Source organism: Polaromonas aquatica, from assembly GCF_042659145.1.
Lineage (GTDB): Bacteria > Pseudomonadota > Gammaproteobacteria > Burkholderiales > Burkholderiaceae_C > Polaromonas > Polaromonas aquatica.
On record NZ_JBHSRS010000018.1, the window covers coordinates 454,798 to 467,810 of the forward strand.

The following is a 13,013-nucleotide window of genomic DNA, read 5'->3' on the forward strand; positions in this document are numbered from 1 at the left end:
ATGGACACGACCGGCCCCGCACCCCACGCCGTCTCTCGCCTGCGCACCGCCCGCCTGGCGCGCAGCACCAAACCCTTTCTGGCCCGCGGCGGCCCTAGCGGAGAGCGCTGCGCGGGTTGCCGCCTGCTTACCAGCCACTGCCTGTGTGCCTTGCGCCCGGCCCTGCCTGTGCGTGCGGGGGTCTGCCTGATCATGGCCGACGTGGAGCCGCTCAAGCCCAGCAACACGGGCTGGCTGATTGCCGATGTGGTGGCCGACACCTTTGCCTTTGGCTGGGCGCGCACCGAGGTGGACCCTGCGCTGCTGGCCCTGCTGGCCGATCCGCAGTGGCAGCCGTACCTGGTGTTTCCGGGGGAGTTTGTGGCGACTGAGCGGGTGGTCACCGACAGGCTGATCGCCTCAGCTGAGGCCAGGGCGGGCAAGCGCCCGCTGTTTGTGCTGCTGGATGCGACCTGGCCCGAGGCGCGCAAGATGTTTCGCAAAAGCCCTTACCTGGACAGCTTTCCCGTGCTCAGCCTGCAGAGCGAGCAACTCTCACGCTACCGCCTGCGCCGCTCGCAGCGTGATGAGCACTTTTGCACCTCTGAAGTAGCCGCCCTGTGCCTGGAGCTGGCCGGTGAGACCCATGCGGCGCAAACGCTGGAGGCTTACCTGGATGTGTTCACCAACCACTACCTGCAGGCCAAGAACCAGCGGCCGGTGGACCTGGGCGACGCGGCGCACCGGCGTTTGCGCGATTTGCGTGTGCCCGGTGACGCCCTTGGCGGGGGTACGACAATAGCGCCTTCCCCCACCAGCCCCCACACCGCATGAAACCACCTCCCAGATTGCAATCCCTTGTTGAAGAGGGCCTGATCGACACGGTGGTGCGCCAGTTGATGAGCGGCAAGGAGGCCATGGTCTTTGTGGTGCGCTGCGGCGATGAGACGCGTTGCGCCAAGATCTACAAGGAGGCCAACAACCGCAGCTTTCGCCAGGCGGTGGATTACACCGAGAACCGCAAGGTAAAAAACTCGCGCTCGGCCCGCGCCATGGCCAAGGGCAGCCGCTTTGGCCGGCAGGAACAGGAGGCGGCCTGGCAAAGCGCCGAGGTGGATGCGCTCTACCGCCTGGCGGCGGCGGGCGTGCGCGTGCCGCCGCCTTACAACTTTCACGAAGGCGTGCTGCTGATGGAGCTGGTGACGGACGCACACGGCGACGCCGCGCCGCGCCTGAACGATGTGGCCTTCACGCCCGAAGATGCCCGCGCCCACCACAGCACGCTGATCGCCGAGGTGGTGCGCATGCTGTGCGCGGGTGTGGTGCACGGGGATTTGTCGGAGTTCAACATCCTGCTGGCGCACACGCCGGGCGAGGGTGACGAGGCGGGCCGCGATGGCCCGGTCATCATCGACCTGCCGCAGGCCGTGGACGCGGCGGGCAACAACCATGCGCCGCGCATGCTGCTGCGCGATGTGGCGAATCTGCGCGATTTCTTTGGCCAGTTTGCGCCGGAGCTGCTGGCCACGCAGTACGGCCCCGAAATCTGGAGCCTGTACCAGACCGGCCTGCTGACAAACGACACACCGCTGACCGGCCGCTTTACACCGCAGAAGCACGACGTGGACCTGAGCAGCGTGATGCGCGAGATTGACGACGCGCGGGCCGAAGACGCGGCGCGCCGGCTGCGCATGACCGTATAAAAGAACCGGGAACGCCCTGAGGCTGCCCGGCGCGGGGCCGTGGCTCTTCTGATTTACTCTTTTTTTGATAGCGTGTTGCGCAGGCATATCAAGGGCCTGCGCCTGATTTGACCCAAAATTTGCGACAATGCAGGTAAATGTGCGCTGCGGCGCCCGCCAGGCGCCACCCAGGCCGCGCGCCCATCACCAACCCAGAGCCAATCCCATGACCCAAGACCCGAACCGCCAAAATGAATTGAAGAAGATGGAGTTGTGCGATTCGTGCGCAGGCATCCAGCGCAACTGGCGCAAGGCCCCCGGCCACCCCGAGCTGGTGCAGGGCGACAACCGCCACGAAACGCGCCGCCACGGCCTGATCTCCATCACCAGCTACCGCTGCGACCGCTGCGGCACCCGCTGGGAATACGAGAACGACAAGACCAACCTCAAGGCGGGCTGGTCGGTGGTAGGGCGTTAGGCGGCGCTTACCTGCGTTTGCCTGCGCTTTAACCGGCCTTGCCCCCGGCGGCGACCCGTGGCCGCAGCCAATCAGCACGTACCAAAAACCCGTTAGTGCCGGTGCGAACCACCAGCGCCACCGCCAAAACCGCCGCGCGGACCATGGCCCATGCCGGGTGCATGCAGGCGAGGTGACGCGTAACGCGGAAAGCCCCGGTAATAACCCAGGGAGTAAGCGCCGTAAAAGCCGAACGGATACACGTCGCCATAGATGTACGCCGGCGGCACCACGGCATAAGGCGCCACCACACTGCCGTCATAGGTGTTGTATGCGACAGGTGGGTACACCGCGCAACCCGACAGGGCCGCCACGGCCAGCAGGGAAAGAAGCGTTTTCATAACGACCTCCTGACGCCCGGCCACGCATGCTGGCTGAGCTTATCCATTAGGCGCCTGCCAGGTATCGCCCTGATGTCACTTTTGTGGTGAAGGGTGTATGCAGGTTACAAGGTGTGCATGGCCCCTGGTGGGCACAATGGACGCTTTGGTGAAAGACACACGGATGCAGCGCAGACAGTGGATACATGGGGCGGCCCGGCTGACGCTGGGTGGCATGGGCTGGCTGGCCTTGACGCTGGCGCGCGCGCAGCCCAGCTACAAGGTATCAGCCGAACAACTGGAGCAGGCCATCGCCAAACGCTTCCCGCGCCGTTACCCGGTAGCCGGGCTGCTGAACCTGGATGCACAGGCACCGCGCCTGCGCTTCATGACCGAGCAAAACCGGCTGGGCGCAGAGATGGCCATGCAGGCCGCCGGCCAGGCACTGCGGCGCAGCTACGCGGGCACCTTCGACGTGGACTTTGCCTTGCGCTACGAGGCCAGCGACCTGACCATACGCGCCTCGCAACTGCGTGTGAACGCCTTACGGTTTGATGGCCTGCCGCCGGGGCCGTCGCAGCTTCTTTCAGCCTATGGGCCTGCGCTGGCAGAACAGACGCTGCAGGACGCGGTATTGCACACGCTGAAACCGCAAGACCTGGCGCTGCCCGACGGCATGGGTTTGCAGCCGGACAAAATCACCGTGACAGCGCAGGGGCTGGTGATCAGCTTTGCGCCGAAACCGATGGGTGGCTGAGGCGCAAGCCTGCTTAATCTTCAAGCCATGCCTGGCTGCTTTTTCCTATGGATTTTGCAAGCTTGAGCAGCCGCGGCGCGAAGCGCTCTTTCATGTCTTTTGGAGACACGACATCGTTGGGGAAAATCAGGTTGATGGCCCCCAGCAGGGTGTTGTCGCTGTGAACCGGCACGGCGATGGCGCCAAAGTGTTCCTCTGTCACCCATTCACCCTCGTTGATGGCAAAACCGCGGCGCCTGGTTTCGCGCACCCTCTTGCGGATCCGGGCCTTGTCCCTGGCCCACTCACCAATCCAGTCGGAGCGCACGCGCAGGATCTTCATCAACGCTTCAAACTCCTCCTCTGAGCAGGCGGCCATGTATGCACGGCCCGCAGCAGTCACAAACAGGGGCATTTTTTGCCCGATCATGGCGTGGTGCTGCGACAGCGTGCTCCAGCGGTGGGTCGACTCGCGAACGACCATGAAACCGGCCTCCATGGTGGTCAGGTCGCAAGGCCAGAGCAGCTCCTTCACGGCCGCGTGCATCAGGGGCGTGGCCGCCTGTGCCACCCAGCTTTCATCTTCAAAGCCTTCGCTCAGCCTGCGGACCTCAAACGTCAGGTAGTACTGGCCGTCCCGCTCGCCGTGGCGAACCAGGCCCTCGGCACGCAATGTCTCCAGCAGCCGCTTGACGGTTGTCCGGTGCATGGCGCAGGCCCTGGCCAGTTCAGTGGTCGTCGCAATGCCTCCGGGTGCCCTGTTCAACGCCCTGAGCAACTGCAGTCCGCGCGACAGGCCGCGCACTTCCTTGTAGGCCGCGTCGGGAATGCCGATGGATGTACTCATGGTTTCGTTCGCAGTGTTAATACCGGAAAAAGATGCGTCTGGTGCGCGCAGTGTGCAGGTGGCCGTTCGCAATGAAGACCGCACGCTGGCTGTGATTCTATGAAAGTGTTTCGTTGCCCGGTCATGGGCCTGGTCGTCCCTGAACCTCGCGCGCCGCCGCTGACTGGTACTGCAACCTGGACGTAGCGAAACAAGATGAAAACGATGGATTCACGCCCAGGGCTGGCGCCAGGCCGCAGTGAAGGAAGGCCATGCGCCTTCACAAGGGTTGCAACGCCGTCATGGGTGCGAAGACGCATCTTCATGTTTCGATATTTTCGGGTTGTAGTACTAGGGGTTTCTACCGCATCAAAGGTGCACTGGGTGCACGCCGTTTACAGCTTTGCGCTTTGCATCGAAGATTCCTTCACGTCGAAACAAGCGCTCACGCGGCTCAACTCTTTGGGAAAAAAGAAACATGATCAATTCATCCAACACAAGCCTGTGGCAAGACCTGCGCAGCACGTCGTATTCACAGGGCTGGCTGGATGCCGGTGGCATCAGCACACGCTATCTGCAAGCTGGCGACCAGTCACTGCCGCCGCTCATCTTCCTGCACGGTGCCGGCGGCCACGCCGAGGCTTACGCGCGCAACCTCAAGGCGCACGGCCGGTTTTTCAATACATGGTCGCTGGACATGCTGGGCCACGGCTGGTCCGACAAACCCGACCACCCCTATGAAATCAGCCACTACGTTGACCACATCCTCCGGTTCATGGATGCACAGGGTTGGGACAAGGCGCGCCTGAGCGGGGAGTCGCTGGGCGGCTGGGTGGTGTCACGCATTGCGGCAAATCACCCGGACCGCGTCGAACGTGTTGTGCTCAACACAGCAGGCGGTTCACGCGCCGAACCGTCCGTGATGGCACGCATCAAGAGCCTGTCGACCCGCGCAGCCGAAGAGCCGACCTGGGAGTTCATCAAGGCCCGCGTGGAATGGCTCATGGCCCATCCCGAGAAGGCCACGGACGACCTGGTGGCCTGCCGCCAGGCCATTTATTCCCAGCCGGGCTTCAAGCAGGCCATGGCCAATGCGATGGTTTTGCAGGACATGGAAGTGCGCACGCGCAACCTGATCACGCCTGAAGACTATGGTCGCTTCCAGTCGCCGACTCTGGTGTTGTGGACATCCCATGACCCCACAGCCGACGTCACCGAAGGCCGCCGCATTGCGGACATGATCCCGGGCGCACAGTTTGTTGTGATGCAGGACTGCGGCCACTGGCCCCAATGGGAAGACGTACCGACATTTGACCGCCTTCACATCAACTTCCTGCTCGGCCGGCCTGCCGAAACGCCCATTGCATGATGCTTGAAAACCCAGGCATGACACAAGATACAGAATGGGACGTGGTGATTGCTGGTGCAGGGCCGACCGGCCTGACGCTGGCCAATCACCTCGGCGTTTTGGGCATACGCACGCTCGTAGTGGAGGTGCTGCCGCAAATCATCGACTACCCGCGCGGCGTGGGCATGGACGACGAAACCCTGCGCAGCTTTCAGGCCGTGGGCCTGGCCGACAAGGTCAGCAAACACACCGTCCCTGACCAGATCATGAGTTTTGTGGACCGTCGCGGAAAAACGCTGATCGCCATCAACCCGCCGGGCCAGCCCTACGGATGGCCACGGCGAAACGGTTTCATCCAGCCCCTGGTGGACAAGGTGCTGCTTGAGGGTCTTGCACGCTTTCCGCATGTCACCGTGCTGATGCAGCACCGGATCGAAGGTTTCACCGAGCAAGAGAACCATATAAGGATAGATGCGCAGCCGGTTGACCAGAACGGTGGGTCTGAGGGGACGTGCAGGACGCTCTCGGCCCGTTACCTGGTCGGCTGCGACGGGGGGCGCAGTCCCGTGCGCGGCAGGCTCGGCCTTCCCTTCGACGGCAAAAGCGAGTCCACGCGCTGGCTGGTAATCGACCTGGCAGACGACCCGATCGGCACGCCCAATGTCGCCTTGGTCCTCAACGACGACTTCCCCTATGTTGAGATCGCCTTGCCGCACGGCATCCGGCGTTTTGAGTTCATGGTCCCAGAGGGCGCCGACGAGGCCGAGTATGCCAAACCCGCCCGCATCAAGGAGCTGCTGGCGCGCGTTCTGCCGGCGCATGTGCAAGCGCGTGTGATCCGACACCGCGTTTACATGCATCATGCGCGCATTGCGCCTGACTTTCGCAAGGGCCGGGTCTTCCTGGCCGGCGATGCGGCGCACCTGATGCCTGTCTGGCAGGGCCAGGGGTTCAACACCGGCATTCGCGACGCGACCAACCTCGCCTGGAAACTGGCGCTGTCGGTGCGCAAGGTCGCCGATGACCGCTTGCTCGATACCTACACCCAGGAGCGCCATGCGCATGCAGGCGCCATGATTGACCTGTCGGTGCTGGTGGGCCGGATATTTGCGCCCTCCCATCGTTTGCTGCGCATGGCCCGCAACTTTCTCGCACCACTGCTGTTCAGGTCGGCCGGTGTGCGCAGGTACATCGGCGAGATGCGCTTCAAGCCCATGCCCTTCTTCAAGGCCGGCGTGGTGGTTCACCGCGGCGCGCCCGACCCGAAAGGCTTGAGCGGCAAGATGCTTGTGCAGCCCTGGCTGACGGACAACTCGGGCCAGGCCAGGCGGCTGGACGATGTGATTGGACTGCGTTTCGGCCTCATCAGCTGGAGCGTGGGAGTAGACGCCTGGATCACGCCCGGATCGCGCCATATCCTCAACCAGTTGAACGCCCTGCCAGTCGTGGTGCGGCCGCCTTGCCAGGACCTGACCCGTGCCGTGCCCGAAGACGGCGCGGTGTTGGCGGACCGTGACGGGAGCTTCAAACGCTGGTTTGATGCCGCAGCCGGCGCTGTCATCATCCTCAGGCCTGACCGCATCGTGGCGGCCGTGTGCCATCCCTGGGAGCTGGATGCAACCCTGAACACGCTCGCCACCCATATGGGTCTTGCGCCGGCAAAGGCTGGCATGGCTGCGGTGCCACAGCGCCATGCACCCTGCGCGGAGGCCGCATGAGCACAGAAAGCAAGGCACGCGCATTCCTCGGCCTGTCGCACACACCCCTGCTGGGCCTGGCCAGCCTGAGCGCGACTGTCGAACAATCGCTGCTCGCTGCCATCGAATCCACCAGGGCGGGCGTTCGCGCCTGGGCCCCGGATCGGGTAATCCTCATTGGGCCGGATCATTACAACGGGTTCTTTAATGAGTTGATGCCACCGCTATGCATCGGCAGCGAGGCCACCTCCGTGGGGGACTACCTCATGCCGAGCGGCCCCCTGAATGTTGATGGGCCTGTGGCGCTGGCGCTGGCAACCCACCTGATGGATGCCGGTTTTGACCCCGCGGTTTCACGGCGCATGCGGGTTGACCATGGCATCGTGCAGCCGCTGCACCTGCTGTGGGGCGGTTTGCAATCTCCGCCGGTGGTTCCCATTTTTATCAATGCCGTTGCGCCGCCCGCCATTCCGCGCCTCAAGCGCTGCCTGCAACTGGGCGAGGCGCTTGGCGGATTTCTCGACACGTTGCCGGGCCGTACGCTGGTGATCGGCTCAGGCGGGCTCTCGCACGAACCGCCGATACCGGGGATGGACCACCCCAACCCCGAAGTCCGCGAGCGCATCATCGCGCGGGCAGAAGCCACTCCCGCCGACCGGGAACTGCGCGTCGAACGTGCAGTGGCGGCGGGTATCGCACTGGCGGCCGGCGACCAGGGCATGAAGCCGCTCAATCCCGACTGGGACAAACGCTGGATGGATGCCATTGAACGCGCGGATCGTGATTTTTTTGGCCGCATGACGGACGCCTCCATTGACGCGGAGGCAGGCATGTCCGCGCAGGAGTCCAAATCCTGGCTGATTGGCCGCGCCAGCCTGCCACAAGGACGCGTGCGCACCGCCTACCGCCATTACCAGGCTATCCCCGAACTTATTGCCGGCTTTGGCGTGCTGTTCATGCACACCGATGCCACACACACGGACTGAATAAACATGACAAACGACAACGTAGAACGCTGGGCCGCCCGGTTGCGCACTGCCATGCAATCGCGAACACCCATTGCGCCCTTGCGCAGTGAAACCCAGGGCATGGACGAAGTAGCCGTGGCCGGGATGGGCTACGCCGTGCAACAGTTGAATCTGGCCCACGCACTGGCGAACGGTGGCAGGATCGTCGGGCGGAAGATAGGACTGACCTCGGCCGCGGTGCAGCGCCAGATTGGCGTGCAGCAGCCGGATTTCGGCACGCTGCTGGCGGACATGATTTACGGCGACAACGAAGTTGTCCCGATGTCCCGGCTCCTGCAACCCAAGGTAGAGGCTGAAGTGGCGCTGGTTCTGGAAAAAGACCTGCCGCATGCATCCACTACATTTCTCGACGTCGTCAATGCCACCGCGTATGCCTTGCCGGCGATCGAGATCGTCGACAGCCGCATTGCGAAATGGGACATCAAGTTTTTCGACACTGTTGCCGACAACGCATCCAGCGGCCTCGTCGTGCTGGGCGGCACGCCGAAAAAACTGCACGACCTGGACCTGAGAACCTGTTCCATGGAAATGACCCTGCGTGGCAAGCAGGTCTCTTCAGGAAGCGGCGCGGACTGCCTTGGCCATCCCCTGAATGCCGCCGTCTGGCTGGCTCGCAAAATGGCCACGCTGGGCCAGCCGCTCAAGGCAGGTGACCTGATTCTCACCGGGGCGCTGGGGCCCATGGCCGCGGTGTCGCCGGGGGATGTTTTCGACGTGCGTATTTCGGGTTTGGGTTCGGTCATCGGCAAGTTCAGTGAATCCTGAGTTTCAGTTTTCAAACACCAAAAGGAGTCAACATGCAGCACAAACTTCAAACATTCATCCGGGGCCTGCTTGCCCTGTCACTGGTCAGCCTGGCGGGTATCGCCTCCGCACAGGCCTTCCCGTCCAGACCGATCACCCTGGTCGTCCCTTTTGCACCGGGTGGGCCGACAGACACCATTTCACGCAACATCGCCCAGAAAATGAGCGACTCACTGGGTCAGCCAGTTCTGGTGGACAACCGTCCAGGCGGCGGCGGGCAGATTGCAGGCTCAATGGTCAAGCAGGCAAAGCCGGATGGTTACACCCTGTTTGTTGGCGCCACTGAAATGTTTGCCATCAACCAGACACTGTTCAGCAAGTTCTCATACGACCCGCTGAAAGACTTCAAACCTGTCAGCGCCTTCGTGCAGACGCCCATGATCCTGGTTGTCTCCAGGGACAACCCGGCCAACTCGGTGCAGGAACTGATCGCGCTGGCGAAGACCAAGCCAGGTGGTTTGACCTATGCATCACAGGGACTGGGTTCCATCGGCCACATGCTGGGGCAGACCATGGCGCTGAAGACCGGCACCACGCTGGTCCACATCCCTTACAAGGGTTCCAGTCCCGCGCTGCAGGACCTGGTGACCGGCCGCGTCGACATGATGTTTGATGTCGTCGCGAGCAGCGGCCCGTTGATCACGGCAGGCAAGCTGAAGGCCCTGGCTGTCGCCAATGCAAAGCCCTTTGCCAGCCTGCCTTCCGTGCCTACCCTGTCTGCGGGTGGCGTCACCGGGCTGGATGCCAGTGTCTGGTTTGGCGTTGTCGCACCAGCCGGCACGCCCGACGCTGTTGTAGCGACCCTCAACGAATCCATCGCCAAAGCTGTCAACACTCCGGACCTCACGAAACGTTTTGCGGACCAGGGCATGCATCCGCTGCCCATGAATGCCCAGCAGTTTGCCGTTTTCATGAAAGGCGAAGTGGACCGCTGGACACCCCTGGTCAAGGCCAGCGGAGCCGTGGTTGATTGACAAGCCCGTTCGGCCTGAAAACCGTGCGACACAAGGGGCCCACCCGGGTCCCATTTCTGGAGAGAAAGTATGAGCAGGAAAATCAGATGCGCAGTCATTGGCCCGGGAAACATCGGGACCGATCTGCTGGCAAAACTTCAGCGCAGCACGGTGCTGGAGCCGGTGTGGATGGTCGGCATTGATGCCTTGTCCGATGGTTTGCAGCGTGCCAGGGAGATGGGCATCAAGACCACGTCTGAAGGCGTGGACGGGCTGCTGCCGCATGTGCTGGCGGACGGCGTACAAATCGCCTTTGATGCGACCAGTGCTTATGTCCATGCCGAGAACAGCCGCAAGCTCAACGCCCTGGGCGTGCTGGTGATCGACCTGACCCCGGCGGCCATCGGGCCGTATTGTGTGCCTTCGGTCAATCTGCGTGAGCAGGTTGGCAAGCGCGCGATGAACGTCAACATGGTCACCTGCGGCGGCCAGGCCACCATCCCCATGGTCGCAGCCGTTTCGCGCGTGCAGGCCGTGGCCTATGGCGAGATTGTTGCAACGGTGTCCAGCCGCTCGGTCGGCCCCGGCACGCGCAGGAACATCGATGAATTCACACGCACGACGGCGGGCGCCGTTGAAAAAATCGGCGGAGCGCAAAAGGGCAAGGCCATCATCGTCATCAACCCCGCCGAGCCGCCGCTCATCATGCGCGACACCATTCACTGCCTGACGGTGGAGCAGCCAAAAGCAGCGGAGATCGAGGCATCCGTATACGCCATGATCCGGGAAGTACAGAAGTATGTACCCGGCTACCGGCTCGTCAACGGCCCTGTGATCGACGGCAAGCGCGTGTCCATCTTTATGGAGGTGGAGGGTCTGGGCGACTACCTGCCCAAATACGCGGGCAACCTGGACATCATGACGGCGGCGGCAGCGCGCACCGCTGAAATGTTCGCCGAGGAAATCATCTCCGGCGCATTGACTCTTGAACCGGCAACCGTCTGAAGGAATAAGGCCATGAACCTGCAAGGCAAAAAAATTACCGTCCACGACATGACGCTGCGTGACGGCATGCACCCCAAGCGCCACCAGATGACGCTTGAACAGATGAAAGCCGTGGCCTGCGGCCTGGATGAGGCGGGCGTGCCCCTGATCGAGGTCACACATGGCGACGGCCTGGGGGGCAGCTCCGTGAACTATGGTTTCCCGGCGCACAGCGATGAACAATACCTGGGCGCGGTGATCCCCCTCATGAAAAAAGCGAAGGTATCAGCCTTGCTGATACCGGGCATTGGCACGATAGACCACCTGAAGATGGCGCACGAGCTGGGCGTCTCCACCATCCGTGTCGCGACCCACTGCACGGAGGCAGACGTCAGCGAACAGCATATCAACCGGTCCCGAAGCCTGGGCCTGGACACCGTCGGTTTTTTGATGATGGCGCACATGAGCAGCCCCGAAGCACTGACAAAGCAGGCGCTGCTGATGGAGAGCTACGGCGCCAATTGCCTCTACATCACCGACTCCGCCGGCTACATGCTGCCGGAAGACGTGAGGACGCGGGTGGGCGCCGTGCGCAATGTGCTCAAGCCTGAAACAGAATTGGGTTTCCACGGCCACCACAACCTGGCCATGGGCATTGCCAACTCGCTTGCTGCCATTGAAGTGGGCGCCAACCGCATTGACGCTGCGGCAGCCGGCCTGGGCGCGGGCGCGGGCAATACGCCCATGGAAGTGTTCGTCGCCGTGTGTGCACGCATGGGTATTGAGACTGGCGTGGACGTGTTCAGAATCCAGGACGTTGCAGAAGACCTGGTCGTTCCGATGATGGACCACATCATCCGCATTGACCGCGATTCGCTCACGCTCGGCTATGCCGGTGTGTATTCGAGTTTTCTGCTGTTCGCCAAACGCGCTGGGGAAAAGTACGGCGTGCCGTCGCGCGATCTGCTGGTGGAACTGGGCAGGCGCGGCATGGTGGGTGGCCAGGAGGACATGATCGAGGACACCGCCATGACAATGGCGCGCGAACGCGCAACACCCCGGACAAACCAGCCTTCCAGAGTCGCGTAGCGAGAAGCAGGCGGCAAACAGGTTCTACACAAAATTCACGAACAATCAAAGGAGAAAACATGAAAGCACTGACCAGTATTTTTTTTGGCGTACTCACTGCAACCGGCTACGTGGGCGCATACGCTCAAGATACCTTCCCGAACAAGCCCATCAAGCTCATCGTGCCCTTTCCGGCAGGTGGAGCGCTGGACTCACTTGCGCGCCCGATCGCTCTGGGTCTGGGCAAGAGGCTGGGCCAGAATGTGGTGGTTGAGAACAAGCCCGGCGGCAACCTGATCCCTGCGTCCATCGCGGTTGCCAGTGCACCGGCTGATGGCTACACCCTTTACTACACGCTGGGCCAGCCCTATTCCACGAATCAGTTTTTCTACAAATCCCTGCCCTACGATGTCAATGCGTACACCCCCATCGCGCCAATCGGTGTGTACACCTATACCTTTCAGGCCGGTGCCAACACCCCGTTCAAAACCTTGAAAGATGTGATTGAACACGCCAAAAAGAACCCCACAAAGCTCACCAACGCAAACCCCGGGGCCACGTCTGCAGGCCGTCTGGCTTCGGAGCTTTTCATGAATGGCGCCGGGATGAAGATGACGCAGGTCCCCTATCAGGGCGGCGCCGCGCAGGCACTTGCTGCGGCCAGCGGGCAGGTGGACTTTATGCTCAACGAAGCCAGCTCGTCGAACGCGTTCATGCGAAGCGGGCAGATCAGGACTTTCGCAATCAACTCCGACAAAAGGCTGAGCGCCTTCCCGGATGTACCAACACTTGCTGAAGCCGGATACCCCGAAATTCAAATCCCGAATGCATATGCCGTCCTTGTCGGTCCAAAGGGCATTCCTGAGCCTGTCGTGGCCAGAATTTCAAAAGAGGTGGCCGCCGTCATGGCTTCAGAGGAAGTAAAGAATATTCTCAACACCATGATGATCCGGTCGCTGCAGGGCGGCCCCGCAGAAGCGCGTGCGCTCATTGACAACGAGGCAAAGAGTTTCGGCCCGATCATCAAACAACTCAATATCACGCTGGACTGATGGCATGAATGGCGCAAGG

At 62.2% G+C, this 13,013-nt stretch carries 14 protein-coding genes; 12 read left to right on the plus strand and 2 right to left on the minus strand.

Annotated elements, in window-relative coordinates; translation table 11 throughout:
• The 3 genes from ACFQND_RS10570 (at window position 1) to ACFQND_RS10580 (ending at window position 2,139) form a co-directional block, all read left to right on the plus strand.
• Window positions 1-813, plus strand: coding sequence for a tRNA-uridine aminocarboxypropyltransferase (locus tag ACFQND_RS10570; protein ID WP_371437286.1), 813 nt, complete (start codon window positions 1-3; stop codon window positions 811-813).
• Window positions 810-1,682, plus strand: coding sequence for a PA4780 family RIO1-like protein kinase (locus ACFQND_RS10575; protein WP_371437287.1), 873 nt, complete (start codon window positions 810-812; stop codon window positions 1,680-1,682). Before ACFQND_RS10570 ends, ACFQND_RS10575 begins: the two co-directional genes overlap by 4 nt.
• A 205-nt stretch (window positions 1,683-1,887) precedes the next feature.
• Window positions 1,888-2,139: a hypothetical protein gene (locus ACFQND_RS10580; protein WP_371437288.1), complete on the plus strand. Its 252-nt coding sequence runs from the start codon at window positions 1,888-1,890 to the stop codon at window positions 2,137-2,139.
• A 92-nt stretch (window positions 2,140-2,231) separates the two neighbouring features.
• Here the strand turns inward: ACFQND_RS10580 and ACFQND_RS10585 are convergent, their stop codons facing one another.
• The gene (locus tag ACFQND_RS10585; protein ID WP_371437289.1) at window positions 2,232-2,519 is read right to left on the minus strand and encodes a hypothetical protein; all 288 of its coding nucleotides are present in this window, start codon (window positions 2,517-2,519) and stop codon (window positions 2,232-2,234) included.
• Between the two features lie 163 nt (window positions 2,520-2,682).
• On the opposite strand from ACFQND_RS10585, the gene ACFQND_RS10590 reads away from it, so the two are divergent.
• Window positions 2,683-3,255 carry a DUF1439 domain-containing protein gene (locus ACFQND_RS10590; protein ID WP_371437290.1) on the plus strand — a complete coding sequence of 191 codons (573 nt, stop codon included), beginning with the start codon at window positions 2,683-2,685 and terminating at the stop codon, window positions 3,253-3,255.
• Between the two features lie 13 nt (window positions 3,256-3,268).
• Here ACFQND_RS10590 and ACFQND_RS10595 read toward each other — a convergent pair whose 3' ends face one another.
• Entirely contained in the window at window positions 3,269-4,081 is an 813-nt protein-coding gene (locus ACFQND_RS10595) for a DNA-binding transcriptional regulator (protein ID WP_371437291.1), read from the minus strand.
• Window positions 4,082-4,538: 457 nt separating this feature from the next.
• On the opposite strand from ACFQND_RS10595, the gene ACFQND_RS10600 reads away from it, so the two are divergent.
• The 8 genes from ACFQND_RS10600 to ACFQND_RS10635 all read left to right on the plus strand — a co-directional run bounded on the left by ACFQND_RS10600 (window position 4,539) and on the right by ACFQND_RS10635 (window position 12,994).
• Window positions 4,539-5,429, plus strand: a complete 891-nt coding sequence (locus ACFQND_RS10600) for an alpha/beta fold hydrolase (RefSeq protein WP_371437292.1) — start codon at window positions 4,539-4,541, stop codon at window positions 5,427-5,429.
• 17 nt (window positions 5,430-5,446) lie between these two features.
• On the plus strand, window positions 5,447-7,126 hold the full coding sequence (mhpA, locus tag ACFQND_RS10605; protein WP_371437293.1) for a bifunctional 3-(3-hydroxy-phenyl)propionate/3-hydroxycinnamic acid hydroxylase MhpA: 1,680 nt from the start codon (window positions 5,447-5,449) through the stop codon (window positions 7,124-7,126).
• Window positions 7,123-8,091 (plus strand): 3-carboxyethylcatechol 2,3-dioxygenase, encoded by a 969-nt coding sequence (locus tag ACFQND_RS10610; protein WP_371437294.1) that lies wholly within the window; start codon window positions 7,123-7,125, stop codon window positions 8,089-8,091. The genes mhpA and ACFQND_RS10610 overlap by 4 nt, the downstream gene beginning before the upstream one ends.
• A gap of 6 nt (window positions 8,092-8,097) precedes the next feature.
• Window positions 8,098-8,898: a 2-keto-4-pentenoate hydratase gene (gene mhpD / locus ACFQND_RS10615; protein ID WP_371437295.1), complete on the plus strand. Its 801-nt coding sequence runs from the start codon at window positions 8,098-8,100 to the stop codon at window positions 8,896-8,898.
• 32 nt (window positions 8,899-8,930) lie between these two features.
• Window positions 8,931-9,911 carry a Bug family tripartite tricarboxylate transporter substrate binding protein gene (locus tag ACFQND_RS10620; protein ID WP_371437296.1) on the plus strand — a complete coding sequence of 327 codons (981 nt, stop codon included), beginning with the start codon at window positions 8,931-8,933 and terminating at the stop codon, window positions 9,909-9,911.
• Between the two features lie 69 nt (window positions 9,912-9,980).
• On the plus strand, window positions 9,981-10,895 hold the full coding sequence (locus tag ACFQND_RS10625; RefSeq protein WP_371437297.1) for an acetaldehyde dehydrogenase (acetylating): 915 nt from the start codon (window positions 9,981-9,983) through the stop codon (window positions 10,893-10,895).
• Window positions 10,896-10,907: 12 nt separating this feature from the next.
• Window positions 10,908-11,963 (plus strand): 4-hydroxy-2-oxovalerate aldolase, encoded by a 1,056-nt coding sequence (gene dmpG / locus ACFQND_RS10630; RefSeq protein WP_371437298.1) that lies wholly within the window; start codon window positions 10,908-10,910, stop codon window positions 11,961-11,963.
• 59 nt (window positions 11,964-12,022) lie between these two features.
• Window positions 12,023-12,994, plus strand: coding sequence for a Bug family tripartite tricarboxylate transporter substrate binding protein (locus tag ACFQND_RS10635; RefSeq protein WP_371437299.1), 972 nt, complete (start codon window positions 12,023-12,025; stop codon window positions 12,992-12,994).
• The last annotated feature ends 19 nt before the right edge of the window (window positions 12,995-13,013 follow it).

Excerpts from the sequence above, each read along its gene's own strand:
- ACFQND_RS10570 (WP_371437286.1), top strand. The coding sequence starts at position 1 with ATGGACACGACCGGCCCCGCACCCCACGCCGTCTCTCGCCTGCGCACC.
- ACFQND_RS10620 (WP_371437296.1), top strand. The coding sequence starts at position 8,931 with ATGCAGCACAAACTTCAAACATTCATCCGGGGCCTGCTTGCCCTGTCA.
- ACFQND_RS10575 (WP_371437287.1), top strand. The coding sequence starts at position 810 with ATGAAACCACCTCCCAGATTGCAATCCCTTGTTGAAGAGGGCCTGATC.
- mhpD (WP_371437295.1), top strand. The coding sequence starts at position 8,098 with ATGACAAACGACAACGTAGAACGCTGGGCCGCCCGGTTGCGCACTGCC.
- ACFQND_RS10600 (WP_371437292.1), top strand. The coding sequence starts at position 4,539 with ATGATCAATTCATCCAACACAAGCCTGTGGCAAGACCTGCGCAGCACG.
- dmpG (WP_371437298.1), top strand. The coding sequence starts at position 10,908 with ATGAACCTGCAAGGCAAAAAAATTACCGTCCACGACATGACGCTGCGT.
- ACFQND_RS10590 (WP_371437290.1), top strand. The coding sequence starts at position 2,683 with ATGCAGCGCAGACAGTGGATACATGGGGCGGCCCGGCTGACGCTGGGT.
- ACFQND_RS10580 (WP_371437288.1), top strand. The coding sequence starts at position 1,888 with ATGACCCAAGACCCGAACCGCCAAAATGAATTGAAGAAGATGGAGTTG.
- ACFQND_RS10635 (WP_371437299.1), top strand. The coding sequence starts at position 12,023 with ATGAAAGCACTGACCAGTATTTTTTTTGGCGTACTCACTGCAACCGGC.
- ACFQND_RS10585 (WP_371437289.1), bottom strand. The coding sequence starts at position 2,519 with ATGAAAACGCTTCTTTCCCTGCTGGCCGTGGCGGCCCTGTCGGGTTGC.
- ACFQND_RS10625 (WP_371437297.1), top strand. The coding sequence starts at position 9,981 with ATGAGCAGGAAAATCAGATGCGCAGTCATTGGCCCGGGAAACATCGGG.
- ACFQND_RS10610 (WP_371437294.1), top strand. The coding sequence starts at position 7,123 with ATGAGCACAGAAAGCAAGGCACGCGCATTCCTCGGCCTGTCGCACACA.
- mhpA (WP_371437293.1), top strand. The coding sequence starts at position 5,447 with ATGACACAAGATACAGAATGGGACGTGGTGATTGCTGGTGCAGGGCCG.
- ACFQND_RS10595 (WP_371437291.1), bottom strand. The coding sequence starts at position 4,081 with ATGAGTACATCCATCGGCATTCCCGACGCGGCCTACAAGGAAGTGCGC.